Source organism: Amycolatopsis sp. NPDC102522 (assembly GCF_055584485.1).
This window is the reverse complement of sequence record NZ_JBVJLY010000029.1, coordinates 21,295-46,523: the sequence shown is the minus strand read 5'-3', so window position 1 is coordinate 46,523 and position 25,229 is coordinate 21,295. Positions and strand designations below refer to the sequence as shown.

Below are 25,229 nucleotides of genomic sequence, written 5' to 3'. Positions count from 1 at the left end.
AAGGACCCCTTCATTGCGTCTAGCGCAGTGAAGGGGTCCTTCATGTACTTCAAACCCCGGAACCCCGAAACGCCACTCACGAGGCAGGTATCCGCAGGTCAGTGCACCCGCCGGTCCTCGGCCGTCCCCCGGTACCGGATCGTCCACAGGCTGCGCCGGATGTAGGTGCGCTGCAGCCACCGGTCGCGCCCGTTGTGCCGGGCGAAGAACTGCGACCGCGCGTGCAGGCCCTTGCGGTTGTTGATCAGCAGCGCCGTCCCCGGCTCCAGTTTGACCTGGTGCGCGACCTCGCGGCAGACCCGCTGCAGTTCCTCCAGCGCCTGTTCCGCCTCGACGGTCTCCCCCACCACCCCGTTGGCCGAGACAGCAACCTCCGGGGAGTCCGCCGGCCCGGAGATCACCGGTACGAGGTCGGACAGCACGTCGGAGCCCTTGGCCACGTCACGCACGTAGCTGCCGGGCGCGTTGAGGCGGAACAGCGGACGGCGCAGGACGTCGAGCACCTCCGGGTCCAGGGCGGCCGAGATGTCCCTGCCGTCGGCGTAGTAGGTGACGGCCTCCTTGTTCCCGTCCTGGCGGACGCAGTTCAGCACCAGGAAGTCCGGATTGGACACGTCGTACCGGCCCACCTCGTCGTGCACGATGTCGTTGTGGAAGTTCAGGAACACGTGCGAGCTCTGGTTGGTCTGGCTCCGCGCGCCCGCCGAGACCGGGACGACGTCGTGCACGAGCCGCCCGCTCTTCTCGGTGGTGAACCCGACGGGTTCGCCGAGCAGCTGACTCAGTCCCAAAAGGACGGTCTCGGCGACGAACGTCTTCTTGTCCGCGCTGGGTTCCCCGTCGACCGGCGTCTCCGGGAGTTCCGGGTCCACCGGCAGGTTGCGCACGAGCGCGACACCGGGGGTGTCGACGTGCCTGCCGAAGTCCAGGATCGTCTGCAGCTGGTCGATGGGCAGCTTCGCGAAGGCGACCCGGAGCATCGCCAGCGAACGGTCGATGTCGACGACGGGGTCCGGGAAGGACCGCAGATCGCCTCCGATGACGTCCCTGACCTCATCGGTGAGCACGACCTCGGCGAAGGTGCCGACTAGGGTTTCTTCCTTGCTGGTCATGGTGTCCTATCTACTTTCCGCCGCCGCTGGACCGGCGGTCTTGTCCAAGTCCTTCTCGGGTTTCTTCCCGAACCTGGCGATCAGGCTGAGCGCCGGGGCGGTGGCGATCGTCGAGACCAGCGTCATGATCACGAGCATCGCGAACACCGTCGGGCTGATCACCTTCATCTGGAGGCCGACGTTGAGCACCACCAGTTCGGTCAGCCCCCGGCAGTTCATCAGCGCCCCGAGCGACAGCGATTCACGCCAGCCGACCCCGGTCAGCCGGGCCGCCGTGGTGCTGCCGACCCATTTCCCGAACACCGCCACCGCCGTGATCAGCAGGGTCCACAGCCACATCGAGCCGGACCCGAGCAGGCTGAACTCGGTGTGCAGTCCGGTGTAGGCGAAGAAGAGCGGCAGCAGCAGCGTCAAGGTCACGCTGCCGAGCTTCCCGGCGGCGCGGGCGACGACCGGATCCTGCCTCGGCGCGATCACGCCGAAGAGGAAGGCGCCGAACAGCGCGTGGATGCCGATCTCGTTGGTGGCCAGCGCCGACAGCATGATCCCGCCGAGCAGGATCGCGAGAACCGCGGGCTCCGGCGCCCTGGCGAGCAGCTTGCCCAGCAGCGGCCGGACGACGTAGACCATGACCACGACGAAGAGCAGGGTGAGCCCGACGGTCAGGAAGACCTCGGACGGGGAACCGCCCTGGCTGACGGCGACCACGACGGCCAGCAGGCACCACGCGGCGACGTCGTCGACGGCGGCGCAGGTGAGCGCGAGCGCGCCCAGCGGGGTCTTCGAGATGCCGCGGTCGGTCAGGATCCGCGCCAGCACCGGGAAGGCCGTCACGCTCATGGAGACCGCGATGAACAGGCCGAACGCGAGGAAACTGACGTCGCCGCCGAAGAGCGGGTACATGCCAAGCGCGAGCACGATGCCGGAGACCATCGGCAGCGCGATGCTGACCTGGCTGACCGTCACCGCGGTGAACCCTCGTCTCCGCACCGCGTCGACGTCGATCTCGGAACCGACCAGGTACATGAAGAAGATCAGACCCAGCTGCGACAGGATGTTGATCGCCGAGACCACCCCGCCGGGGAACAGCCAGCCGAACGCGCCGGGCCAGACGAGCCCGAACAACGACGGCCCCAGCAGGATGCCCGCGACGATCTCGCCGATGACCGCGGGCTGGCCGAGCCGCCTGGCCAGCACCCCCGCCAGGTAACAGGCGCCCAGGATCACCGGCAGCGCGACCAGCAGGCGCGCGTAGGTGTCGGGTCCGCCGGCCGCCTTGGCCGACGGGCCCGCGACCGGTTCGTAGGCCGAGCCCAGACCGAGCACCACGGCGATGACCACCACCGCTACCGCGATCAGCGCCGTACCGACGAGGATCCGGCGCGGCGTGGTGCGCCGAGTCCGGTCCCCTACCGCTGAATCCATCGAGTTCTCCTTACCCGGCACGCAGTTCCAGCGTGCAGCATTTGACGCTGCCACCCGCCTTGAGCAGTTCCGACAGGTCGGCGCCGATCGGTTCGAAGCCATGCTCACGCAACTGCGCGGTCAGTTCGGTGGCCGCTTGCGGGAGCACGACGTGCTTGCCGTCGGAAACGGCGTTGAGGCCGAAGACGGAAGCGTCGCGTTCGGAAGCCAGGATCGCGTCGGGGTACATCTCCTTCAACGCCAGACGGCTGTCTTCGGAGAACGCCCCCGGGTAGTACATGACCGTCTCGTCGTCGAGGACGGTGAGCGCCGTGTCGAGGTGGTAGTACCGTGGGTCGATCAGCGTCAGCCCGATCACCGGACGGCCGAAGAACTCGCGGGATTCGTTGTGCGCCTCGGGATTCGTGCGGAACCCGGTCCCGGCGAGGATCTTCTTCCCGGCGACGAGGTAGTCGCCCTCCCCCTCGTTGACCCACTGCGCCTGCCGCACGTAGCGATATCCGTTGGCCCGGAACCACTCCAGGTACGCCTCGGACTCGCCCGCGCGCTGCATGTGGTGGAATCGCGCGACCAGGACCTGCCCCTCGACCACGGTGGCGCCGTTGGCCGCGAACACCATGTCGGGCAGGCCGGGCAGCGGGTCGAGCAGTTCGACACGATGCCCCAGGTCGACGTACAGGTCGTGCAGCCACTCCCACTGGGCGATGGCCAGCTCGGTGTACGTGGGTTTCTTCGGGTCCATCCAGGGGTTGATCGAGTACTCGACGTCGAAATACGTCGGTCTGACCATCAGGTAATGCCGTTCGGTGGCTGTCCTTGACACACTTCCTCCACGCGGTTTTGGGCGTCTTCCTCCACCGGACCCTGGGTAAAGGGCCGGCTTCGTCGAACGGAATCCGTTGCTACTTCTGGGTTTCGCTCAGCTTGACCTCGATCTTCCCGGCCAGGTCGTTCGCGTTGCGCATCGCTTCGTCGAAGGACGCGCCGAGCGCGCCGATGCCGCCGAAGATGTTGTTGCCCAGCGGCGGGCGCTTGATCAGGTCACCCGGCTTCGCGAAGATCTTGAGGTAGTACAGGGACTCCGACTCGTTCACCGCCGGCGGGACCTCGATCGAGGCGATCACGCCACCGGGGCAGATCAGGCACATCGCGGCCGTGTGCAGCCCGGTCGGCGTGAAGTGACGGACGTCCGGCCGCACGCCGCGGGAGACGTCCATGAGTCCCCGGATCGGGTCGTATCCGGCCGAAAGCCGCGCCATGTGGTCGAGTCCCCCACCACCGGGGCGGACGGCGATCTCCAGCAGGAACGGTTGGCCCTGGTGGAACCGGACCTCGGCGTGCAGCGCGCCGCGGGTGAGGCCCTGCGCCCGCACCCCGGCGGTCACCACGGCGTGCACCTCGGCCACCTGCTCCGGGGTCAGCGACGTCGGAGCGTGGTGCACGTCGTCGTCGAAGGTCTCACCTTCCGACGTGACCCTGTCCACAATGGACCCCAGGTAGACTTCGTCGTCCCAGGCGAGCGCCTCGATGAGGTGTTCGTGACCATCCAGAAAGGACTCGACGAGCAAGCCGTGCGGGCCGAGGTCGAGCCCTTCGGCCTCCATGTTGTACCAGGTCATCTTGTCGATGCCTTCGCGTGCCTGCGCGTAGCGCTCCCGCATCTTCTCCTCGTCGTCGACGCGGAAGACGAAGTTGCTGGCGGCGCCGAGTGTCGGCTTCAGGATCACCGGGTAGCCGAAATCGTCCGCCGCCCGCAGCGCCGCGTCGAGATCCTCGACGAACCGGAAGTCCGGATGCGCGGCACCGCCCTTTTCGTGAGCCTGCCGCATGATCAGCTTGTTCCGGCTCGTCCGTGCCGCGTCCAACCCGATGCCGGGCAGGCCGAGCGCTTCGGCCACCGCGGCGACCAGGACCACGCCGGACTCGGAGAAGGTGAGCACGCCGTCGAAAGACTCCTCCGCGTGCCAGGCCTTCGCGTGCTCGATCAGGTCGTCGATGTGGTTGCTGCCGGCGATCCGGTAGCGCTCGGACGGCCACAGATCCTCGGTCCCGATCCCGTTGAGCACGTACAGCACCCCGCCGAAATCCTCGATCTGCTGGTACCGGGGCAGGTAGTAGTAGGAGTTCTGGCTGGCTTCCAGCGCGAGCAGTTTCACGACACACCTCGCAGGGCAAGACGGGTTGGGTGGACGCCGGCCGCGCGCACGAGCGGCCGGTCGAGCGGTTCGAGTCCGGTCGGGGCCGGGTTCGCGCCGGTCAGGCGTGCGGCCAGGGACCGGGCGATCAGCGGGGCGAACTTGAAGGACGAGCCGCCGCACGCCGCGTAGGACAGGACCCGGTCGCCGAGGACGGCGAGCATCGGGCCGAGGGTGGAGCGCCGGGCCAGGTAGTGGCAGTCCCGGGTGTCGATCAGCCAGTCCCGGCGGAAGCCCGGGATCAGCGCGGTGAACGTGTCGATCAGGTGCTCACGCCACCACGAGGGCGCGGTGGCGCCGCCGATCTCGTCCACGACCCGGCAGGCGCTCGCGGCGCTGAGCTTCAACGGCGTCCCGGCGACCGGCGGGACCAGCCACGCTCCGCCGGTGGAGCCGAGCGAGGTGATCGCCGGTGTCGCCACCCACGCGGCGGCGTCGGCGGGCGGGACGTCGCAGTAGAGCATCGTCTGCCGGTGCAGCACGAGTTCCCTGGCCAGTTCGGGGGCCAGCAGATCCCGGGACCACGGCCCCGCCGCCAGCAGGACCGCGTCGCCCCCCAGGAGCCCGCCGTCGGCCAGCCGGACCTCTGCCCGGTCCGCGTCGACCCCGACCACCTTGCGGTGCGGGTGGAGTTCCGCGTTCGCGTTCCAGCGAAGCCAGCCCGCGCACGCCGCCAGTACCCGATCGGCGAGCAGGACACCGGCGTGCGACTCGAAGACCGCGCCCGTCCCGGGCGTGAACCCGGCGTGCGGGAACTCGGCGGCCAGCTCGTCCGCTCCGAACACTTCGGCCTTGGACCCGGCCGCGATCAACAGGTCCCGTGCGGCCGCCGCCTCGTCCGCCGCGATCGCGGTGAGCGCGCCGACCTGCTCGTAGAACGTCGTGCGCAAAAGGTGCTCGAGTTCGGTCCACGCGTGATGCGCGCCGACCGCGGCCGCCGTGGTGACGAGGTCACCGGGATGCAACGCACGCAGCACGCGATGACGATCGAACGACGTGGCACCGGGAAACGGGATGTCCGCCTGATCGGCGATCACCACTTCGTGCCCGGCCGACACGCACTCCACCGCGGTCAGCAGCGCGATGACACCGCCGCCCGCGAGCACGATTCGCATGATCTTCCCCCTCCGGGCGAAATTGCGCTTGGGCACCACGGGGTCCCCGGATGCCACGACTGGGAGCGTGGCATCCGGGTCTTGCCCCCGTCGGGCAAGGAATCAGGAGACGCGCGGGGTCACGAACGTGTCGTTGATGACGTAGCCGTCGAGGCCGTACGTCTCCCCGTACTCGATGAGATCGCTGGTGCGGTTGAGGAAACCGCGCCCGTTGTTGTTCAGCGAGGTGTTGCACAGCACGCTGAACCCGGTCTGCTCGCGGAACGCTTCGAGCAGGTCGGTGATGCCGGCGTTGCGTTCCCTCGTCACCGTCTGGGTGCGCGCCGTCCCGTCGACGTGCGTGATGGCCTTCAGCTCGTCGGAAGTGACGTGGTTGAAGTACAGCATGTACGGGTCGTGCACCGAGCCGACGAACCACTTGGGCGCGTCGGATTCCAGCGCGATCGGGGCGATCGGGCGGTATTCCTCGCGACGCTTGATCTTGTTGAGCCGCACGGTGGTGTCCACCGTGAACGGCGCGGCGAGGATGGACCGGTTGCCCAGCGCCCGCGGGCCCATCTCGTACCGGCCTCGTGCCCAGCCGATGATGTTGCCGTCCTTGATGTACTTCGCGACCTCGCTCGCCACGAGCGGCCGCGTCTCGTACTTGGCCGGGTCCGGGATCACGTCCTCGACGAAGTTCTCCCCCGCGTAGACGTCCCAATCAATGGACGCCTGTCCGGTGTAGAACCACTGCGCGTCGATGGCCGTGCCCAGCGCGGAACCGCTGTCGTTGGGGCACGGCGGCACGAACACCGAAGAGAACAGGCCGCTCTCACGCCACAACCGGTTCCAGTCGCAGTTCAGGCCGCAGCCGCCGGAGATCAGCAGCGGCAGGCCCTCGGTCATGTTCTTCTCGGCGTAGTCGTGGAACCGGTTGAAGATCGCCTGCGAGTGCTTCGCCGCGGCGTTGCGGTATTCCTGCGACCACACGCCCGCGTTGTACAGATGGGACCAGGACATCTCCTCTTTGCCCAGACCGAGGATGATGCCGTCGCGGTCGAGGATGAAGTCGATGGTCTTCTGCTCGTCCGGCGTGAGCGGGCCCGGCTCGGCGAACCCGGTCAGCGCCATCTGCTTGCCGGCGTCGTTGAACCGGAACTTTCCCTTGCCGAGCGGGAAACCCGGGTCCGCCAGCGCGAAAAGATAAGCGTACTTCGCGCCGGGGTCGGCCAGCACGTGCTTCAGGTGGGTGGCCTCGCCGCGCTCGTCGATCCGGTAGAAGTCCCCGATGTTCCCCTCCCACACCAGGGAGTAGTACGCCTGGCCGGGGGCCGCGGGGGCCATCCCGAGTGAGGTGTAGATGTGCGAGCGCTCGTGGGTGGAGGAGAAGTAGCGCACGTCCTTGCCGAAGAACCTGCCCGCCTCGTCGGAGATCGCGCCCTCGCCGACACCGAAGTATCCGGTGCGGGAAGGGGGTTCCACCGAGAACTCGCCCTTGACCCAGCCACCGAGCGCGACCACGTCGGGCTGCTTGTCGAGCATGCCCGCCGCACGCGCCATCAGCTCGCCGGTGATCCGGTCGTAGCGCGGGTAGTTGTCCTTTTCCGACTCCAGCGCGAACAGCAGCTTGCCGTCCTCGATCGCCACGATCCCGCCATCGTGGCCCTCCTTCATCGACAGAATCAGCATTGTGTCACCGAATTTCGCTCGCCTGCATTCGTCGATTCATTCAAGCCGCGCGGCCCGTTGACCGGAAGCGCCGCGCGGCTCGAACAATCAACCTTCGGACGAGCCGCCCGGCAGAGTGCGCACGGCCTCGTGCCGCAGCGATTCGAACGCGTTCTTCCGTGCCCTGCGGCCGACCATCGGGACGGCGGCGGCGAACGGATTCGGTTCCCGTTGCCGCTCGGCGGCGAACGCGCTGACCAACCGGGAGACCGCGTAGCGGCCGGCGACGTTGGCGCGCTGGAGAAGCCCGGCGTCCACGACGGACTCGAGGAGCTCGTCGGCGGTCTCGATCATGATGCCCATCGCCGCGGCGACGCCGATCGACGTCGTCCAGCCCGCCCCGCTCTGACCGAAGTGGTGGATGGCCTCGCGTTCGGCGGGCGACAGATGTTCGTACGCCGCGGTGAACCGGTCCCGGACGTTGACGTCACCCACACTGAGGCTGTCCATGAGCCGTTCGCGGTCGGCGAGCTGTCCCGCCGTGTACGCGATCGCCCATTCCGGGCGCGCGGCGATCTTGCGGCCGACGATGTTGACCGCCAGCGGCAGATCCCCGCACAGTTCGGCGATCGAATCGGTCGCGTCGTGCTCCGCCCGCACCCGGCCCGGCCCGGCGATCCGCCCGATCAATGCCAGTGATTCTTTGCGGGAGAACGTATCCAGCTCGATACGGTTCGTGTCCTCCAGCCCGAGCAGCCGCGCGCGGCTGGTCACCACGACCTGGCTGTGCGGAGCCTGACCCAGCAGCGGCCGCACCTGCCCCTCGTCGCTGACACCCGCCAGGAGCACGAACAACCTGCGTTCCGCCAGCAGGGATCGGTACAGCCCGATCCGCTGCATCGGGTCGTCGGGCACGAGATGCGCCGGCACGCCGAGCGCGCGCAGGAAGCCGCGCACGATCCCGTTGGCCGAGCGGCCACCGGTCCCGCTGTTGCTCAAGTCGGCGTAGAGCTGCCCGTCCGGGAAGTCCGCCGCCACCTCTTCGGCCAGCCGCAGGGCGAAGGCGGTCTTACCTACACCGATCGGACCACTGACGAGCAGCGGCACTTTGACCGGACCGGTCGCCCCGATCATCTCGGCGGCGTCGGCCAGATCCCCTTCCCTGCCGACGAAAGTCCTCGACCCCATGGGCAACTGGGCCGGACGGGCGAGATGGATGACGCCGGATGCCAGCGCGTGCGCGCCATCCGCCGGGATCTCGGCCGGTGCCGGCGCGGGCGCACGCTCCTCCCGCGCCTCGACGCCCGCCCCGGTCTGCCCCGCGATACTCCGCCAACGCCGTTCCCACGCCGCCCGGTCTCCCCCGCACGCGGAGACGAACGCCAAGGTCACGGCGAGAGTGGGCAGCCGGTGTCCGCTGGCCGCGCTGGACAATACGGAAGGTGCGAACAGTGCCGTCCTGGCGAGTTCCCGGTAGCTCGGGTTTCCCGCCCGGTTCCTCAAAACGCGCAGATCATGAGCGAATGCGGCGATCGGACCAGTGGAGCCGTCCAACGGTCGCTCGGGTCTGCCCATGCCTTCTCCTCCCCTGGATGGGGTAACACGATCGCACTGCGTGACCGCCATCCTTGTGGCCTTCCTGGCCACAACCCTAAAGGACCAATGAACCCTGCAGCAGATACAAATAGGTGACTCAATGTACAAAGTCCAATAGTTGGACGCGGAAATTCACCCCCTTGGTGGCACCGGATAGGGTTCGCCCATGTCTGGCCCCCTGCCCCCACTCTCGGAACTCCGGCGCACCGCCGAAGTGTTCAACGGCTTCGCGAATGCCGACACCTCATGGCTTCGACTCCTCCGAGAAACGCAGTCCGCGATCGACCTGTCACAGCCCGCACACCGCACAATTCTTCTGCGCTGGCTGAACTCGTGGGGATGCCGCATCCGGTATCCCCGCGACGGCGAGCCCGCCCCGTTCGACGACGGGGTCCGGGCCTGGTGGGAGACCTGGGGTGCCGCACTGCCCACAGTCGACCTCGTCCACCTAACGGATGCGGGTATCGACTCGGCCGCGAAGGCGTACGCGGACCTCTCGGGTGTCGTCGTCTCAGCGGGACGGACGAGGCGTACGCTGGGCCCGACCGCCGCGGCGAAAGCCCTGTATGCGTTGCGTCCCAACGCGATCATGCCGTGGGACGCGGCCATCGCGGCCACCCTCCACGGCGCCAGGGACGGTGCCGCGTTCGGCAGGCATCTACGGCTCGGCCGCGAGTGGGCCGCCGCGGTGATCGCGGAGGCGGGAGACGGCGGGGAGGAGATCCCCGCCCTTGTGGGCAGACCCGTGTCACTGGCGAAGGTCCTCGACGAATACCTTTACGTCGCCTTCACCATGGGCGCCAAGGGTGACTGGGGAACAGAAAGCGGAGAATGGTGGAAAAATGGTAACCGGTGATGACGTCAGACGGATCGCGTCGGAGCTGCCTCGCGCCTATGAGGCCCTGGTCCGCGACCGGGCGAAGTTCCGCGTGGGGCGAATCGTGTTCCTTTCGCTCTCGCCTGACGAAACCGTGCTGGGATTCGGCTATCCCAAAGAAGAGCGCGAAGCACTGGTGGCCGGCGAGCCGGACAAGTTCATGATGCCGATTCCGTCCGATATGCGCTATCAGTGGGTTCGCGTCCGGCTGTCCGCGATCGATTACGAGGAGTTACGAGAGCTGATCGTCGACTCGTGGCGAATGTGCGTGCCGAAGAAGGTCTGGACGGAATACCTCGAAAAGAACCCGCACTGAGTTACTCCTTTCGGCGTGCTCCGTTCAGCCCCTTCGGCTGCCCTTTTCGGTCCCGTGAATTACCTTTCGGGCGATAGAAAAGGCCCGTTCACGACAACCCGCGCCCGCCGCCGCAGGTCCGCAGCCGGAACTCGCGTGATCAGAGACGTGACTCGCGTGTCTGGAGACGGAACTCGCGAGTGCGGCGCCGAAGCCCAGGTACGTGAAGGCCCCCTTCACTGCGCCTAGCGCAATGAAGGGGGCCTTCACGTACTTCGGGCGGTCCTACTCCGCGACCTCCTCGATCGCCGAGGTGCCGCGCGAGCCGGGGGTCCCGTACCGCTCCCACACCTCGTTCAGCCGGATCCGCCCGTCCGGCAGGTACTCCGGCGTGTTCGTGCTGTGCCCCGAGATCACCTGACCACTGGCCAGGACCATCGTGTAGGCCATGTCGATCGTGCCGTCTTCGCCGCACTTCCCGGTCAGCGAGCCGAGCCGCACCCCTCCACCGGTCAGTTCGGCCCACACCAGGTCGTCCCGCTGCCGGTACAGGGTGACCGGCGCGTTCGGGTCGGTGCTGACCTTGCGGAAGCGTTTCCCGTCGTAGTTGATCATCCGTGCTGCTCCGTCCGTGCCGAAGAACCTGGGAACCAGAGGTCGTCCGAGGTGAGATCCGCGAGGTCGTACTTCCCGAGCGCGCTGGTGAGCAGCCGCAGTTCGAGTTCGAGGCACCGCACCAGCCGCACGAGGCCCTCGGTCGCGTCCTCGTCGACGGCCAGCAGCGCCGCCCGGCCGAGGCCGACCGCGGAAGCGCCCATGGCCAGGCACTTCAGCGCGCGGGCCCCTTCCCAGATCCGCCCCGAAACCAGCAGCGACGCGTCGTGTTTGCCGACCCGGCGCAGGCATTCCACCAGCGGCAGCCCCACCTGGTCGAGGAACACCGACGGCGCCCAGCCGGTGCCGCCCTCGGCGCCGTCCACGGTGACGGCGTCCGCTCCCGCCGCCCAGGCGACCTGCGCCGCCTCGCCGACGTCACGGCCCGGGTGCAGTTTTACCCAGGCCCTGGCGCGGGGGTAGTTGTTGCGCATCAGGTGGATCTGCTGGCGCAGGATCTCCCCGGTGAACGTGCCGGGGCTGCTGGAGCGCAGCACCATGGCCGTGTCCGTACCGAAGGTTTCGTCCACTGTGTACTGTTCGGCGATCTCGCCGGCGGCCGTGCGCGAGAGCACGGTCATCCCGCCGAGACCCGGTTTGGCACCCTGCCCGACCTTGAGCTCGAAGGCCAGCCGCCCGGTTTCCAGCAGTTTTGTCGCGGACGGGTCGCTGTAGACGAGGTTCCACACCTCCGCGTCGGCGTCTTCGGTGCTCTGCTGCACCACGACGCCGCCCAGCCCGTCCGGCACCGCGCCGGCGTACGCGCGGATCCGGCCGAGCAGGCCGTCTTCGGCGTTTTCGCCCATCCGGCCGTAGCCGTGCATGGGCACGACGTTCTCGCCGATCACCATCGGCATCCCGAGCCTGCCCGCCTGCTCGCTCGCGGCGATCCCGAGACCGCTGCCCGCCACCTGCGTGGATCCGAACGCGCACAGGAACACCGGCGACGGCGCAGTGAAGCCGCCTAGGACCGTCGAGAGCCCGACATCGCCGTAGACCGGTTCGCGCGCGAGGTCGAACATCTTCTCAAGGCGCCGTGGGACGAACACCGGCGGGACGATCCGCGCGCGGTCGAGTTCATCGCCACCCGAGCCGACGTCCGCGCCGACGTCCGCACCGAACAGTGACCGGCCGTATCCCCCGACGTCGGGGAAGATCGCCGCGCTGCCTTCCCGCGCCCTGGCCCGGATCGCGTCTTCGGGGAGCTGCCGTGCGGTGATCACGGCGTCGCGATCCCGGGCAGCTTCGGGTACGCGTTGGCCTGCCAGACCGCGTCGAGCCCGGCGATGTAGCGCGTCACCCGCTCCAGCCCCATCCCGAAGCCCGCGCTCGGCGGCAGTCCTTCGCGCGCGAGGTCGAGGTACCAGGCGTACTTCGCCGGGTTCTCCCCCGTCTCCCGCATCCGTTCGATCAGCCGCCGGTACTCGTGCGTGCGCTCGCCACCGCTGCAGAGCTCGCCGAACCCCTCCGCGGCGACGAGATCGAAGTTCCGCAGCACCCCAGGCTCGGTGCTCGACTCGCCATCGGTGAACCCGCGCGAGCCCTTGGGATAGTCGACGATGAAGAACGGCCGGTTCGTCTGCTCGGAGATGATCCGCTCGCCCTGCCAGTCGATCTCCGCGTCGGCGCTCTGCCCGTGCAGCAGTCCCTGCAGCCGCGACACCGCCTCGCGGTGCGTCATCCGCTCGAAGTCCTCGTCCAGCAACGCCGTGAACGCGGCCTGGTCCCGGCCGAGCGTGGCAAGGTCCACTTTGGACTCTCGCAGCGTGTACGTCACCACGTGCCGGAGCAGGCCCTGCGCCAGGTCGAGGACGTCCTCGCGGCTCGCCCGCGCGACCTCGACGTCGATCTGGGTGAACTCGACCAGGTGCCGCCCGGTGGTCGAGGTCTCCAGCGGCTCCAGCCGCACGTTCGGGGCGACGTAGAAGATCTTGTCGAACGCGAGCAACGACGCCTGCTTGTACAGGATGACGCTGGTCATCATCTTGTACTTGTGCCCGTAGTAGTCGACGTCGACCTGTTTGGCGCCACGGCATCCCGGGTCGGTGACCGGCCCGATCAGCGGCGGCTGCAGTTCCACGAACCCGTTTATTCCGAGGTATTCGCGGGTACCGGCGGTGATGCTGTTCTGGATGCGCAACGCCGCCTGCGTCACCGGCGACGTCAGGTGCTCGCGGGTGCCCGGCGGCAGTGCCACCTCGGGTGTACCAGTCATGTCCTACTCCCCTGTACTAGTTGCGTGGTCTCGATTCCGGGCATCCCGTACCGCTCGTCGAACGTCCGCTCGACGTACCGGAGCGCGTCCAGCAGATCGCCCGACGTCATCCGCCGGTCCGCGGGCGGGTCGACGAGATCGCCCAGTGGCATCCCGCCGATCCGCTGCCATTCCAGGCGCCCGCTGGGGTCCAGCCGTCCCCGCGCGCGGCCGGCGTTGTCCGGATGCAAGCAGAACGGGACGTCCAGCTGGCCCCGGGCGAACGCGGTGACCAGCGCCCGCCCGAGATCGCTGTCGAGCGAAAGGACGTTGTCCACCAACGCCTTCGCCTGCGCGTGGATCCCGGTGTCGCCGAGCCTGCCGATACGGGTGACACCGTCGGCGGCCGCGGCGGCGTGTTCGAGCGCGGTCACGTTCTCCGCCACGGTCGGCACCCGGTGCGCTTCGGCGGTGGTCTTGACGATCAACCTGCTCGCACCGGTGCGGGCGGCCAGCCTCGCGGACTCCGCGATCAGCGCCAGCGCGCCGCCGGGAGTCCTCGGGTAGACGCCCATGTAGCCGTAGATCACCACATGCGTCCGCGCGTGCGGCACGTATTCCCTGATCAGGGCGTGCAGCGCGGCGATCGCCTCCTCGTCCTGCCCGGCGTGGGTCTGCTGCGCGTAGCTGAAGGACAGGCACCGGACGCCGTGCCGCCAGAAGAACATCCCCTCCAGCACGCTCAACGCGACCAAGAGCGCCGGCGGGCACAGCTGGCCCATCATGCAGCCGCCGAAGGTCTCCAGATGCGGTTCCAGCTCCGGTCCCCTGGCCATCGCCAGGGTCTCGCAGCATCGCCGCCAGTTGTCGACGGCGGCCGAGAGCGGCATCCGGCTGTAGGGCAGGCAGTAGGAGACCGGCCCGCCCTCGGTCGCGTGGAGCCCGTGGTCCAGCAAAGTCCGCACGATCCGGCGGGGATCCGGCGAGCCGTGCCGGATCTGCACCGGGAAGTCCCCGTCCAGCACCGCGCCGAGCAAGGCAGCCGTCGTCGCAGGATCGTGGTCGACGAGCGGGTAGCCGTTGAGATCCGCGCCCGCGGCCAGCGCCTCGCGCGCGGCTTCGTGGTCGCCGACCCGGGTGTAGCTGTCGATCGTGATCGTGCCGACGGTCGCGGCGCGGGCCGCGCGGGTCGCCAGCAGCCCCCGGCCCATCCGCTCCGGATCCGCGAAACCCATCCGAGGCTGGACGACCAGCTCTCCCCGAGCATGGTGGCGCGCGACCACCTCGCCGAACGAAAGCCCCCGTCGCGGGGCGAGCACCTTCATCCGGCACCCAGCGGCACACCGGTGCGGACCGACAAGGTGTGGATGAACGTCCGGAACTGGCTGAGCCCGCCGGAGTCTTCGAACACCGCGTCGAACCCCGCCGCCATCAGCCGTGCGGCGTTGCTGCCGCCCACGACGTCGAGCTTCCCGCCGATGACGACCGGCGTCGCGACCAGCGCCTGATGGGCGCGGAAGGCACCCATCAGGCGGACCCCGTCCCGGCAGCCGTGCCCGTTGACGCTGCTGATCACCACCAGATCCGGTCGCTGGAGCGCGCATTCGCGCACGATCGTCGCGTCCGGGACGCAGGCGCCGAGGTTGGTCACCCGGCAGCCCAGTTCCTCCAGCAACAGCTCCAGGTACACCAGGTTCCAGGTGTGCGCGTCGGACGAGAGCCCGGTGACGATCACGTCGAGACCGGCGTCCGGGAGTGCGGGCTGGACGGCTTCGATGCTCATGGTGCGGCTTTCTCCCTCTCTTCGCCGTCCGGCCGCACGTCGATCTCGATCAGCGCGACCGCCTCTTCGGCCAGGCGCAACGCCTTCGCCGGGCTGTCCGCGGTCACCATCAGATCGCCGACGCGGTCCCACGAACTGCGCAGCCCGTCGAACCGGTCGCCTGCCGAAACACCGACGTCGCACATGAACACGCCTTCGGCCTGCGACGCCTTCTCCACCCCGCGCACGTCCTCGATGAGACCCGGCTCGATGGAGAGGAACCGGACAGCGGCACCGCGTTCGGCCTGGCGCGGCAGCACGTCCACGACCGGCTCGTCCTTCATCACCGAGAAGTAGGCGCGATTCAGCTCCACCGGATAGGCGCGCTGGATCAGCTCGATGATGCCGTCGCCGGCGAACCGGCCGGCGCATTCGACCAGATACGGGACACCGTCCGAGACGATCCATTCACAGTGGACGATCCCGGTGCGGAACCCGGCGGCGGCGATGAGCCGCCGGGTCTCCTCGTTCAGCGACGCCGTCAGGTCGTCCGGGATGTCGGCGGGGACGATGTGCGCGAGTTCCACGGGCCGAGGGCCGGGGAACAGCTCCTTGCCGGTGACGTTGGCGAACAGCGGTTCGCCGTCTCGCAGCAGCATTTCGACGCTGTACTCGTCACCCTCGACGAAGCTCTCGGCCAGCATCTTCAGTTCCATCGCGCGATCCGGGACGAAGATGCCCTCGTCCTGCACCACGCAGTTCGCCCACGCCTGCTCGGCCTCGGCCGCGTCGGTGAGCACCTGGGTCCCCACCGACGCCTGCCGGTTCGCGGGCTTCAGCACGGTCTTCCCCGGATGCCGCGCCATGAACTCGCGGACCTGCTCCGGGCTTTCGACCCGCGCCGACGCCGGGTTCGCGATCCCCGCCGCCCGGCTGACCAGGCGCAGCACCGCCTTGTCCCGCAGGATCTGCGCGGCCCCGAACCCCGCGCCCGGCAGGCCGTAGCGCTCCGCGAGCCGGGCCGCGAACGGGGTCGCGTACTCGGTCAACGGCACCACCGCGGCCGGGTCGAGGTCACGGTGGACGTGGTAGAACTCGTCCGCCTTGCCGGGGAGGTGGAACTCCCACTCGATCAGTTCGCGCACCAGCGCCGAACCGGCCACCGTTTCCCGCGCGTTCCGCTTGCGGATGACGTCGGGCTCCTCGACGAAGATGACCGAGCCGTCCGGCTGGAAGTCCTTGATGGACGACCCCAGCGCGGCGGCCACGAACCCGACCAGCACCACCGGCCGCGTCATGACTCGTCCTGGACGTAGTACCAGTTCTCGGGGTTGATCAGGCCGTACGGGTTGATCGGCGAGAATCCACGCAGGTTGCCCGCGACCTCGAACAGCCGTCGCGGGAACGTCGGCATGAAGATCACCGGGGCCTGCTCGGCGATGTACTCCTGGTACTCGTACAGCGTTTCGAGGGAGTCGGAGGTGACCGTCTTCGCGATCAGCTCGTCCGCCTTGGCGTCGCGGTAGTTGCTGAAGTTGCAGGCGGCCCCGCTCTGGAAGAGGTTCTCGCCGGTCGGGTAGTTGTAGACCCAGCCGCCGCCCCAGCAGGACAGCTCCCACATCCGCTTCTCACCCGGACCGTCCTCCGCCACCAGGACCGACCCCATCACCTCTTCCAGGCGGATCTCGATCCCGGCCTTCGCCGCGTCGTCCCGGAACTGCGCCATGAGCCGCGCCAGCGAAGGCCGCCCTTCCCAGTAGCGCAGGGAGAAACTCAACTCGGTGCCGGCCGGGATGCCTTCGCCTGCTTCCTCGGGCCGCACGCACACCGCGGGGGAAGCGCTGACGTCCCAGCCGTTGTCGGCGAGCAACTGCCGCGCCTTCTCCAGGTCGAACGGCCAGAACCCGCCGCGCTCGGTGATCTTCGGCGACACCAGGTCACTCTTGGGCAGCACCGGGATCGACCCGGTCTGGCTCCAGCCGTAGCCCTGGTAGACCTCGCGCGCGCCGTACTCCTGGTCGAAGCAGCTCTGGAGGGCCTGCCGGACATACGTCTGCCTGATCAGGTTCCCGGCGACGGTCGGGTTGCTGAAGTTGACCGCCATGAAGTTGATGTTGAACAGGATCTGCGGTTCCAGCTGGAACCCGTCGCCGAGCGGGTTCGGCCCGCCCTTGGTCGGGTCACCGTCCGGCTGGACGCCCATCCCCGGCGGCAGGAACCCGACCTGGACGTCACCGGACTGCAGCAGTTCGTACTGCTGCTCGTCCGACGTCGTCGAGACCTGGCGCAACTCGTCGAGATGCGGCGGGTTCGGCCCGCTGTAGTGCTCGTTCGGGACGAAGGTGACGACACCTTCCTCGGTGTAGCTCTTGAGCCGCCACGGTCCGTTGACGACACTCCACACAGGACTGTCGGCCCAGCGGGTCCGGTGCGAGTTGTCCTCCTCGACGACGTCGCCGTTCTCCGCCATCAGGAACTCGTAGACCGCTTCGGCCTGGTCGATGTCGTGTGTCGCGTCGGCCGGGCCGTCCGCGGTGCGGTCCCAGGCCTTCGGCATCGGCGTGATCATGGTGAGCTGGTTCAGCAGCACCCAGTTCGTCGAGTACGCCTTGTCGAAGGTGAAGCTCACCTTGTCGTCGGCGACCTTCCCGAACGACACCAGGTTGTCCGGGAAGTAGCCCTCGGAGTAGGCGCCGAACCTCGGCCCCTTCACCTTCAGCATGTTCATCCAGAAGATGACGTTGTCCGCGCAGACCGTCTCGCCGTTGGACCACTTCCACGGCTTGATCCGAACGGTGCAGGTGCGGCCGGTCTCGTCCCACACCGGCTCTTCGCCGACGCTGAGGTCCCAGTCGATCTCCGGCGCGCCGTCACGGCCCAGCCAGTACAGCGGCCGGTACATGAGCATCTGGAACTCGTAGAGGCTCCGTACGCCGAAGCGCTCACCCGGGGTGAAGGGGAAGATCACCGCGGGCGGGAACCCGGGCAGGCAGGCCCAGGTCGCGACGCCACCCTTGATCCGCTTGTCCGTCATGATGTTCGCTTCCTCCAGAATTCGGCCGCGCTCAGGCGGCGGTCGCCTCGAGAACCTCGGCCGGCTGCTTCTTCTCCTGCGCCGACAGCGGTTTCGCCAGACTGAAGTAGGTGCCGATCACGATCACGCCCTGCAGGATCGCCAGGCCCCAGAACGCGTAGGGGACGGTGGTCGCGTCCGCCAGCGCGGACAGCCCGACGGTCGCCCCGACACCGAGGCCGAGACCGACCGCCTGCGTGCCACCGAAGATCCGGCCGACCCGGTCCTCCGGGCTCGCCCGCATCAGCAGGGTCCGGGCCGCGATCCGGCCCTGGGCGAAGCAGAACCCGGCGAACGGGATCGCCGCCATCAGCGCGATGTAGTGCAGTGGCTGGATCGCGAGGCAGATCAGGTTCCCGAGCGTGCCGAGCACGGCCAGATGGATGCCCTTGAACCGCTTGCTGACCTTGCCGTACGCGGCGGCGCCGACGATGAAGCCGACCCCGGCCAGCGCGTCGACCACGCCGATCATCCACGCGCCCTGGTCGAAGGTCTGCAGGATCAGCGTCGTGAGGATGACGTTGGCGACCATCAGGCCGATGTTCCCGTTGGCGTACAACAGCGCGAGCCGCTTGATCGGCTGGTGCACGGGAGCCTCGACCGACGCCGACGGGTCCGCTTCCGCTTCGGCGACCACCGGCGCCTTGGCGGGTTTGCGGCCGATCGCGTAGACCAGGACGGCCGAGAGGATGAAGGTCAGCGAGTTGAAGATGAACAGCGGCGTGGCACCGAACCAGATCACCAGGAACCCGGCGAGCGACGACGCCAGCAGCATGCCGGAGTTGCTCGCCATCTCGAAGTGCGAGTTGAACTTCCCGAGGCGATCGTCGGCGATCCGTTCCTTGATCAGGCCGTTGCTCGCGGGCATGAACAGCGCCGCGGTGCAGGCGAGCATGAAGTTCGCTATGTAGGAACCCAGGTTCGCCGGACCCCCGATCCACAGCCAGACCGGCAGGGCGAACGCGGTCATCGCGCTGACCAGGTCCGCGGCGACGCACAGCATCCGCCGGTCGACCCGGTCGACCAGCTTGCCGAACAGCAGCGCGAGCGCGACCTGCGGGATCGACACCGCGATGAACAGCCAGCCGACGGCGAGGGTGGTCTGCTCGGCGTGGAAGACCAGGATCGCGGCGGCGGTGATCTGGAACGCGTTGCCCGCCGTGGTGACGAAGCCCGCCGGGACCAGCAGGCGTTCGGCGAGCCGGGAACTCCGGACCGCGTCGGGGGTGAGGGTGCTGTCGAGTGACATGGGGTTCTCAGACCTCGCTCGTCGGGGGGAATTCCAGTGGTGGCACGGCGAAGGCCGTGGTGTGCGTGACGTCGAAGGCGTCCGCGGTGATCCGGAGGTCGAATCCGCCCGCTTCGGCGGCACGTTCGGCGAGATCGATCAGGATCGGCGAGGCGCAGCCGATCAGGGCACGCAGTTCGAGGAAGAGGTCGCCCAGCGCGCCGCGGAGCACCTCCTGGTCGAGGTTGCTCTCCAGCGTGCGTTCCGTCGCCGTGCGCAGGCGCCCGACGTGCTGCACGATCAGATCGGCGGCCCGGCTGAGGCTGAAGTCCTCGAGTTCGTAGTTCAGGGCGAACCGGGAGACCATCGCCGCCGCGCGATCCGTGGCCTCGGCGGAGACCGGGAGCGAGCCGCTCTCGCCGCCGACCTCGGCGGTGAGCTTGGCCAGCGTCTCGGCGAGTTCGTTCCAGGGTGCGACGAGCCGCTCCCCCGCGACCTTCTCCAGCGCGGCGCGGGAGAAGTTGGTCCGGGCGAACTCGGGAGCGGTGAGGTTGAGGTGGAACCGCGCGATGTCACGCGGCACCTCGGCCGCCAGCTCGCGGGCCCAGACCACGTGTCCCTTGCTGGTGGAGAACTTCTCGTTCTCCAGCTCGTAGAACTCGTTGACGAGCAGGGTGTCCGGGAGGACGTAGCGGCCCTCGAGGGCGATCAGCTCGGCGACGTGGACGACGCCCCAGGTGAACAGCGGGTCGAAACCCATGAACACCACGACCCGCGCGTCGTTCTCCGCGAGCCACGCGTCGTCGTCGGCGGTCTTCGGCTTTCCGTTGCGCCGCAACGCGTACTCGGTGCAGTACATCGAGGCGGGCATTCCCTCGACCCACGCGTTGAGCCGCTGTCCCGGGGTCTGGAGGAACGGTGCCGGCAGTCCCCATTTCACCGGATACGTGATCGCGAAGTCCGGTAACGGGCCGGCCAGCAGTTCCCGCATCAGGCCGAGCACGTGCGGCCGCCACGAGGGACCGCGTTCCTCGTAGTAGGCGAGGAGCTGTTCACGGTACTCCGAGACGGGGAAGACCATGATCTCCGTCTCGCGGTAGGTCACCTCGTCGGCCGGGTCGAGCACCGAGTACGGCTCGATGAGCGCGTCGAAGTCGATCGGATGCCCGCAGCCCTCACAGAACCCGCCGCGGCTGTCCGCGAGACAGGTCGGGCAGCCGCCACCGACGAAACCCTCGACCAGGAACTCGCCTTTGCTCTCGCTGTAGGGCAGCCGCACCTTGCGGAGGCGAAGCTTTCCCTTGTCGTACAAGCGTTTGACGTAGTCGTAGACGAGTGCCTTGTAACCTTCGTCGGTCGGCGAGAAGCCGTCGACCTCGACGCCCATCGCCTTGAACGTGCTCTGGATATCCTCGGTCGACCGCTTCACCAGCTCGGGCGGTGTCGAACCGACCCGGGCCGCGCTGGTGACGAGGTAGGTCTGGCTGTCGTCGGTGCAGGAAGCGAAGACACCTTCGCGGCCTGCCGCCCGCAGGTAGCGCCGGTGCACGTCGGCGCCGAGGTACGGGCCGGCGATATGCCCGATGTGCAGGTCGCCGTTGGACGTCGGAGGGCCGCCGATGATCACCACCGGCCGCGTGTCGGCCGTGGTCACGCCAGCTCCTCGTGCCGGGCGGCGAACTTCACCGTCATGTCGGAGTCCCACCAGATCGCGTACATCTCGAAGTCCTCCGCGCCGTCGTTGAGGATGCGGTGCTCGGTGCCGGGCTTGTGGAACTCGACGTCGCCCGGCCGGAACGCCCGGCGCTCTCCCCCGGACTCGACGACCGCTTCGCCCTTGACCGCGATGAAGATCTCGTACTCGTGGTGGGCATGCGCACCCGTCGCGCCGCGTGCCGGCACCGTGACCCAGGCGCCTTCGAACGGCGCGTTCAGCGCCGCCCACGGCAGGAGCCGCTGGCCGTAGGCACCGTTCTCGAAGACCATCTTTTCCCGCTCAAGCGGACGCAGCTCCATGACTTTCTCTTCCTTCTCCGTGATCAGCGGGTGGCGACGATGGGTGCGGCGTCCGATGTCGGCTGCGGTGGCACCGAAGGGGTCTCGCCGCGATGGGCGAGGATGTCCTGCAGGATGTCGTTGGCGCGCGGGGCGAGGACGCTCAGCAGCGAGTCCGCGATCCCGTGCGTCGCTTCGTTGACGCCCTGGAGGTAGACGGCCGCGGTCGCGGGCTGGTCGATCTCCAGCCGGTAGTCGCGGGTCACCTTGATCTCCGAGAGACCGATCGACTTCGCGATCTCCTGGACCATCCTCGGCATCTCCGGGGAGAACCCGGTGCCGAGCAGCACGAGGTCGGTGCGCAGTTCCTGCGTCTCGCCGGTGCGCCGATCGGTCAGTTCCAGCACGATCTCGTCGCCCTCGTCACGGGCGTCGGTGATGTCGCTCATCGTGACCATCTGCAGGCGGGAACGGCCGGAGAGGCGGTCCAGGTAGATGGACCGGTAGAGCGCGTCCATCGTGCCCGGCGCCAGCCCGGAGTAGTTCGTGTGGTGCATCTCCTTGAGCATCTGCTCGCGTGCTTCCGGCCGCGCGTCGAAGAACTTGTCCACATGCGACGGGAAGAACAGCTCGTTGTTGAACTTGCTGCTCTCGTAGTAGTTCAGGCCGATCGAACGCATCACCATGGTCGGCTTGCATTCGGGCAGATCGTTCTGCACCGCGCCGAACAGTTCCGCCGCGCTCTGCCCGGCGCCGATCACCGCGACCCGGTACGGGAGATCCTTGCGGAGCTTGGCGATCCTCGGCAGGTACTGCGTGCTGTGGATGACGCGGTCCTGGTTCACCGTCCTGAGCTCGTCGGGGATCCGCGCGTCCCGACCCGCGCCGACCACCAGGTACCGGCTTCGGATGGTCTCGCCGTCGGCGACCCTGGTGTCCCAGCCGGTCAGCGTGCCGTCCGTCCACACGGGAGTGATGTCGAGGCATTCCCGGCCACGCTGCAGGTCCACCAGCGCCAGCGAGTCAGCCGTCCACTTGAGATAGTCGGCCAGCTCGGCCCGGTACGGGACGAAGCTGCCCATGTTCACGAACTCGTTGAGCCGGTCGGTGGCGTGCAGGTAGCTGAGGAACGAGAAGCGGCTGCACGGGTTGCGCAGGGTCACCAGGTCCTTGAGGAACGAGACCTGCGACAGCGCCTCCGGCAGGAGCATGCCCCGCTGCCAGGAGACCTCCTCGTCGCGTTCGAGCAGGACCGAATCGCGGGCCAGGCCGGGCGCGAGCTCCTCGAGCGCCACGGCGAGTGCCAGGTTGGACGGTCCTGCTCCGACTGCGAGAAGCTCGACATCACGGTTCGCCATTGTTTGCTCCGCCATCGTTGTGAGTGCTTGGAAGGTGTTCTGCGGTGCCCGTGCGCGGTCAGCCACCGACGGCCACCGAAGGCAGCAGAGGATGCGCTGTCAGCCGGACCTGGGCCATGGCCTTGTCCAGCACCACTTCGCAGTCGTCGGGATCGCTGCCCGCGCAGATCACGTACGCGTGCCGCGAGATGAACTCCGCCGGCGGCAGCCGCATCCGCGCCCCCGGCTCGACGAGCGCGTCGGCGGCGAGGATCCCGTTGTCCCGCCCGGAACCCGGCACGGAGACGGACTCGACGACGCAGTCCTGTTTCGGGTAGCCGAACCGCACGCCGACCCACCGGGGCTCGGCCTCGTGCGGGAGGTGGGGGCGCATGCCGAGCGCGACGTCGACCGCGGCCGCGCCGGGATCGATCCCGGTCGCGAACCGCGCGAGCAACGGGATCAGGTCGCCGCCGAGCCTGCCGTTGATCTCCACGATCACCGGCCCGCGTTCGGTGAGCTTGAGTTCGGTGTGGGTGATGCCGTACCGGAAGTCGATCGCGCTGTGCGCGCGGGCCAGTGTCGAGCGGAGCACCGGGTCGGCGAGCAGTTCGTCCGCGGAGCTGACCAGATGGCCGAGTTCCTCGAAGTACGGATGCATGCCGACCGTCTTGTGCGCCACGAACATCGGCGTGTACTCACCGTCCACGACGGCACCGTCCACACTGATTTCGGGGCCGGACAGGTACTCCTCGACCAGCGCCCCGCCCTGGTACGCGGGAGAGCCGCCAAAGCTGGCGTCCTCCGCCGTCCGGAACGCCTTCCGCACCGCCTCGCCGTCTTCCGCGAAACTGACGCCGATACTGGCCCCGCCTCCGCGCGGCTTGACCACGACCGGGTACCCGATCCGGTCGGCCACGCGGACCGCCTGCTCTTCGTCGTGCACGAACCCGAAGTCCGGCTGCGCCACTCCGGCCGCGGTGAGCGTCCGGCGGTTGAGCCACTTGTCGCGGCAGCCCTCGATCGCGGAGATCCCCGCGCCCGGCAGGCCGAGTTCGTCCGCGACGTGCGCCGCCGTGACGATCAGCGCCTCGTCCCACGACACCACACCGAGCACCGGCGTCTTCGCGTTCACCGCGCGGGCCGCGGCCAGTACGGCGTCGCGATCCTGCAGGTCCAGCACCGTGGCGCCGGTGATGTAGCGCTCCTGCCAGGTCGGCTCGGTCCCGTTGAACAGCCACAAGGGATGCCGGTGCCCGGCCGACGCCAACAGGTACTCCCGGTACGGCCGCATCCCGCAGCCGATCACCAGGACAACACCCTCCGCTGAGCTCATTCGCTCTCCCCACCAGCCCGTCGCTTCGTCGCGGGCTACTACATCCCGGGGATTGGTTGACCGGAACCCTTGATTCGGGCAGAACAATCAACGAGATGCGTGGCGAGGCCGGGGATGCTATGGGGATTGTTCAGGCGTCGCGGTCAGCGGGAGCCCTTGCGGGACAAGGCGGCGGCGACCGTCAGAGAGCGGCGGCGAGGCGCGCCAGCACGCCGGGTCCGCTCTGTTCCGGGGCGGGCTCACCGAGATGGACGACCCGCAGTTCGGCCATGAACTCGGCCCACAGTTCCGGCCCGCCCGCCGCGAGCAGTTCCGCCCGCACCCGCAGCCGCTTCGTGGTCGGGCGATGGCGCAGACCCCAGGAACCGAGCTGGGCGAACACGGGCACCAGCTGGATCGACTCCTCGGTCAGGCTGTACGCGGCCCGTTTGCCGGGGCCGACGTCCTCCCGGGTCAGCAGACCGGCCTTGACCAGCCGTTTCAGCCTGTCGGCCAGGATGTTGGAAGCGATCCCCTCTTCGGACCCGGCGAGCAGCTCCCGGAAGTAGCGCCGCGTGCCGAACATGATGTCCCGCAGCACGAGCAGGCTCCAGCTGTCACCGAACGCCTCGACCGCGGCGTTGATCGGACAGCCCGAACGAGTAGGAGGCGAGATGTTCGAACCTCAGACAGCGAGCGGGAAAGTGCTCTGGCACTTCACAATGTCGCTCGACGGCTTCGTCGCGGGCCCGGCTCACACCATGGACTGGATGGCGGGCCTCACGTCCCGGCCGGGCGAGATCGAGGAGTACGCCGCGACCACCGGTGCCGTCCTCGGCGGGCGCGACGGCTGGGACACCCACCCCGATCCCAGTGGGATCTATGGCGGCGCCTGGAAAGGGCCGCTCTTCATCCTCACCCATCACCCCGAGGACGCGACCCCCACGGACGGTGTCACGTTCCTGGACCGCGGGCCGGCCGAAGCGGTCCGGATCGGACTGGAGGCGGCGGACGGGAAGAACCTCGAAGTGTTCTCGCCGAACATCGGCCGACAGCTGCTCGAGCTCAGGTTGATCGACGAGATCGACCTGCACATCGCGCCGGTCCTCCTCGGCGACGGCATCCGGTTGTACGACAACCCCGGCGGGACGCCGATCCGCCTGCGCGGTGTCGGCGAAGGGGACCCGTTCGGGTCGGTTGACGTTCGGTTTCGGCCGGTTCGGTGACGCAGCGGCTTTGGCGGAGCAGGGCGTCCAGCCTGTTCAACACAGTCAGACAGGTGGCTGCGGCGGTGCAGGGGGCGCAACCCTGGCCGAACTCGCCTCCAGGCCCGTCTTGACCTTCGGTGTCGTGTTCGGATTCATCCTTCTTGTCGCTGCCGGTGGTGTCGTCGCCGCTTTTCGGCT

The 25,229-nt window shown here is 68.4% G+C and carries 23 protein-coding genes; 3 read left to right on the top strand and 20 right to left on the bottom strand.

Annotated features, from left to right (window positions below; translation table 11 throughout):
• Positions 1-98 precede the first annotated feature (98 nt).
• From ACZ6YV_RS39735 to ACZ6YV_RS39705, 7 genes are all read right to left on the bottom strand, one after another.
• Positions 99-1,112, bottom strand: coding sequence for a TauD/TfdA family dioxygenase (locus tag ACZ6YV_RS39735; RefSeq protein ID WP_465514548.1), 1,014 nt, complete (start codon positions 1,110-1,112; stop codon positions 99-101).
• A 6-nt stretch (positions 1,113-1,118) separates the two neighbouring features.
• Entirely contained in the window at positions 1,119-2,537 is a 1,419-nt protein-coding gene (locus ACZ6YV_RS39730; RefSeq protein WP_465514547.1) for a cation:proton antiporter, read from the bottom strand.
• A gap of 10 nt (positions 2,538-2,547) precedes the next feature.
• Positions 2,548-3,360: a dimethylargininase gene (gene ddaH / locus ACZ6YV_RS39725; RefSeq protein ID WP_378242398.1), complete on the bottom strand. Its 813-nt coding sequence runs from the start codon at positions 3,358-3,360 to the stop codon at positions 2,548-2,550.
• Positions 3,361-3,439: 79 nt separating this feature from the next.
• Positions 3,440-4,693, bottom strand: coding sequence for an ATP-grasp domain-containing protein (locus ACZ6YV_RS39720; RefSeq protein ID WP_465514546.1), 1,254 nt, complete (start codon positions 4,691-4,693; stop codon positions 3,440-3,442).
• Complete coding sequence (locus ACZ6YV_RS39715; protein WP_465514545.1) at positions 4,690-5,847, bottom strand: NAD(P)/FAD-dependent oxidoreductase; 1,158 nt, start codon at positions 5,845-5,847, stop codon at positions 4,690-4,692. Before ACZ6YV_RS39715 ends, ACZ6YV_RS39720 begins: the two co-directional genes overlap by 4 nt.
• Positions 5,848-5,949: 102 nt before the next feature.
• A complete protein-coding gene (locus tag ACZ6YV_RS39710) occupies positions 5,950-7,518 on the bottom strand; it encodes a carbamoyltransferase C-terminal domain-containing protein (protein WP_465514544.1) in 1,569 nt (522 codons plus the stop codon).
• A gap of 87 nt (positions 7,519-7,605) precedes the next feature.
• Positions 7,606-9,072 carry an NB-ARC domain-containing protein gene (locus tag ACZ6YV_RS39705; RefSeq protein ID WP_465514543.1) on the bottom strand — a complete coding sequence of 489 codons (1,467 nt, stop codon included), beginning with the start codon at positions 9,070-9,072 and terminating at the stop codon, positions 7,606-7,608.
• A 187-nt stretch (positions 9,073-9,259) separates the two neighbouring features.
• Here ACZ6YV_RS39705 and ACZ6YV_RS39700 point away from each other — a divergent pair, with 187 nt between their 5' ends.
• Together ACZ6YV_RS39700 and ACZ6YV_RS39695 are read left to right on the top strand one after the other, a co-directional pair.
• The gene (locus tag ACZ6YV_RS39700; RefSeq protein WP_465514542.1) at positions 9,260-9,949 is read left to right on the top strand and encodes a hypothetical protein; all 690 of its coding nucleotides are present in this window, start codon (positions 9,260-9,262) and stop codon (positions 9,947-9,949) included.
• Positions 9,936-10,286 (top strand): MmcQ/YjbR family DNA-binding protein, encoded by a 351-nt coding sequence (locus ACZ6YV_RS39695; protein ID WP_364200164.1) that lies wholly within the window; start codon positions 9,936-9,938, stop codon positions 10,284-10,286. Before ACZ6YV_RS39700 ends, ACZ6YV_RS39695 begins: the two co-directional genes overlap by 14 nt.
• Before the next feature lie 264 nt (positions 10,287-10,550).
• Here the strand turns inward: ACZ6YV_RS39695 and ACZ6YV_RS39690 are convergent, their stop codons facing one another.
• The 13 genes from ACZ6YV_RS39690 to ACZ6YV_RS39630 form a co-directional block, all read right to left on the bottom strand.
• Positions 10,551-10,880 carry an avidin-fold protein gene (locus ACZ6YV_RS39690; protein ID WP_465514541.1) on the bottom strand — a complete coding sequence of 110 codons (330 nt, stop codon included), beginning with the start codon at positions 10,878-10,880 and terminating at the stop codon, positions 10,551-10,553.
• Complete coding sequence (locus tag ACZ6YV_RS39685) at positions 10,877-12,142, bottom strand: glutamate synthase-related protein (RefSeq protein ID WP_465514540.1); 1,266 nt, start codon at positions 12,140-12,142, stop codon at positions 10,877-10,879. Before ACZ6YV_RS39685 ends, ACZ6YV_RS39690 begins: the two co-directional genes overlap by 4 nt.
• Positions 12,139-13,134 carry an asparagine synthetase A gene (locus tag ACZ6YV_RS39680; protein ID WP_465514539.1) on the bottom strand — a complete coding sequence of 332 codons (996 nt, stop codon included), beginning with the start codon at positions 13,132-13,134 and terminating at the stop codon, positions 12,139-12,141. The genes ACZ6YV_RS39685 and ACZ6YV_RS39680 overlap by 4 nt, the downstream gene beginning before the upstream one ends.
• Positions 13,131-14,438 carry a methylaspartate mutase gene (locus ACZ6YV_RS39675; protein ID WP_465514538.1) on the bottom strand — a complete coding sequence of 436 codons (1,308 nt, stop codon included), beginning with the start codon at positions 14,436-14,438 and terminating at the stop codon, positions 13,131-13,133. The genes ACZ6YV_RS39680 and ACZ6YV_RS39675 overlap by 4 nt, the downstream gene beginning before the upstream one ends.
• On the bottom strand, positions 14,435-14,896 hold the full coding sequence (locus ACZ6YV_RS39670) for a cobalamin B12-binding domain-containing protein (RefSeq protein WP_465514537.1): 462 nt from the start codon (positions 14,894-14,896) through the stop codon (positions 14,435-14,437). The genes ACZ6YV_RS39675 and ACZ6YV_RS39670 overlap by 4 nt, the downstream gene beginning before the upstream one ends.
• Entirely contained in the window at positions 14,893-16,173 is a 1,281-nt protein-coding gene (locus tag ACZ6YV_RS39665) for an ATP-grasp domain-containing protein (protein ID WP_465514536.1), read from the bottom strand. The genes ACZ6YV_RS39670 and ACZ6YV_RS39665 overlap by 4 nt, the downstream gene beginning before the upstream one ends.
• Positions 16,170-17,909, bottom strand: a complete 1,740-nt coding sequence (locus tag ACZ6YV_RS39660; RefSeq protein ID WP_465514535.1) for an ABC transporter substrate-binding protein — start codon at positions 17,907-17,909, stop codon at positions 16,170-16,172. Before ACZ6YV_RS39660 ends, ACZ6YV_RS39665 begins: the two co-directional genes overlap by 4 nt.
• A 31-nt stretch (positions 17,910-17,940) precedes the next feature.
• Positions 17,941-19,197, bottom strand: a complete 1,257-nt coding sequence (locus tag ACZ6YV_RS39655) for an MFS transporter (protein WP_465514534.1) — start codon at positions 19,195-19,197, stop codon at positions 17,941-17,943.
• A gap of 7 nt (positions 19,198-19,204) precedes the next feature.
• The gene (locus ACZ6YV_RS39650) at positions 19,205-20,830 is read right to left on the bottom strand and encodes a class I tRNA ligase family protein (protein WP_465514533.1); all 1,626 of its coding nucleotides are present in this window, start codon (positions 20,828-20,830) and stop codon (positions 19,205-19,207) included.
• A complete protein-coding gene (locus tag ACZ6YV_RS39645; protein ID WP_465514532.1) occupies positions 20,827-21,192 on the bottom strand; it encodes a cupin domain-containing protein in 366 nt (121 codons plus the stop codon). Before ACZ6YV_RS39645 ends, ACZ6YV_RS39650 begins: the two co-directional genes overlap by 4 nt.
• A gap of 23 nt (positions 21,193-21,215) precedes the next feature.
• Positions 21,216-22,529: a lysine N(6)-hydroxylase/L-ornithine N(5)-oxygenase family protein gene (locus ACZ6YV_RS39640; protein WP_465514531.1), complete on the bottom strand. Its 1,314-nt coding sequence runs from the start codon at positions 22,527-22,529 to the stop codon at positions 21,216-21,218.
• A 58-nt stretch (positions 22,530-22,587) separates the two neighbouring features.
• Positions 22,588-23,844 carry an ATP-grasp domain-containing protein gene (locus ACZ6YV_RS39635; RefSeq protein WP_465514530.1) on the bottom strand — a complete coding sequence of 419 codons (1,257 nt, stop codon included), beginning with the start codon at positions 23,842-23,844 and terminating at the stop codon, positions 22,588-22,590.
• Between the two features lie 181 nt (positions 23,845-24,025).
• Positions 24,026-24,499 (bottom strand): winged helix-turn-helix transcriptional regulator, encoded by a 474-nt coding sequence (locus ACZ6YV_RS39630; RefSeq protein WP_465514607.1) that lies wholly within the window; start codon positions 24,497-24,499, stop codon positions 24,026-24,028.
• On the opposite strand from ACZ6YV_RS39630, the gene ACZ6YV_RS39625 reads away from it, so the two are divergent.
• Positions 24,498-25,049 (top strand): dihydrofolate reductase family protein, encoded by a 552-nt coding sequence (locus ACZ6YV_RS39625; RefSeq protein WP_465514529.1) that lies wholly within the window; start codon positions 24,498-24,500, stop codon positions 25,047-25,049. The two genes, ACZ6YV_RS39630 and ACZ6YV_RS39625, sit on opposite strands and share 2 nt — an antisense overlap.
• The last annotated feature ends 180 nt before the right edge of the window (positions 25,050-25,229 follow it).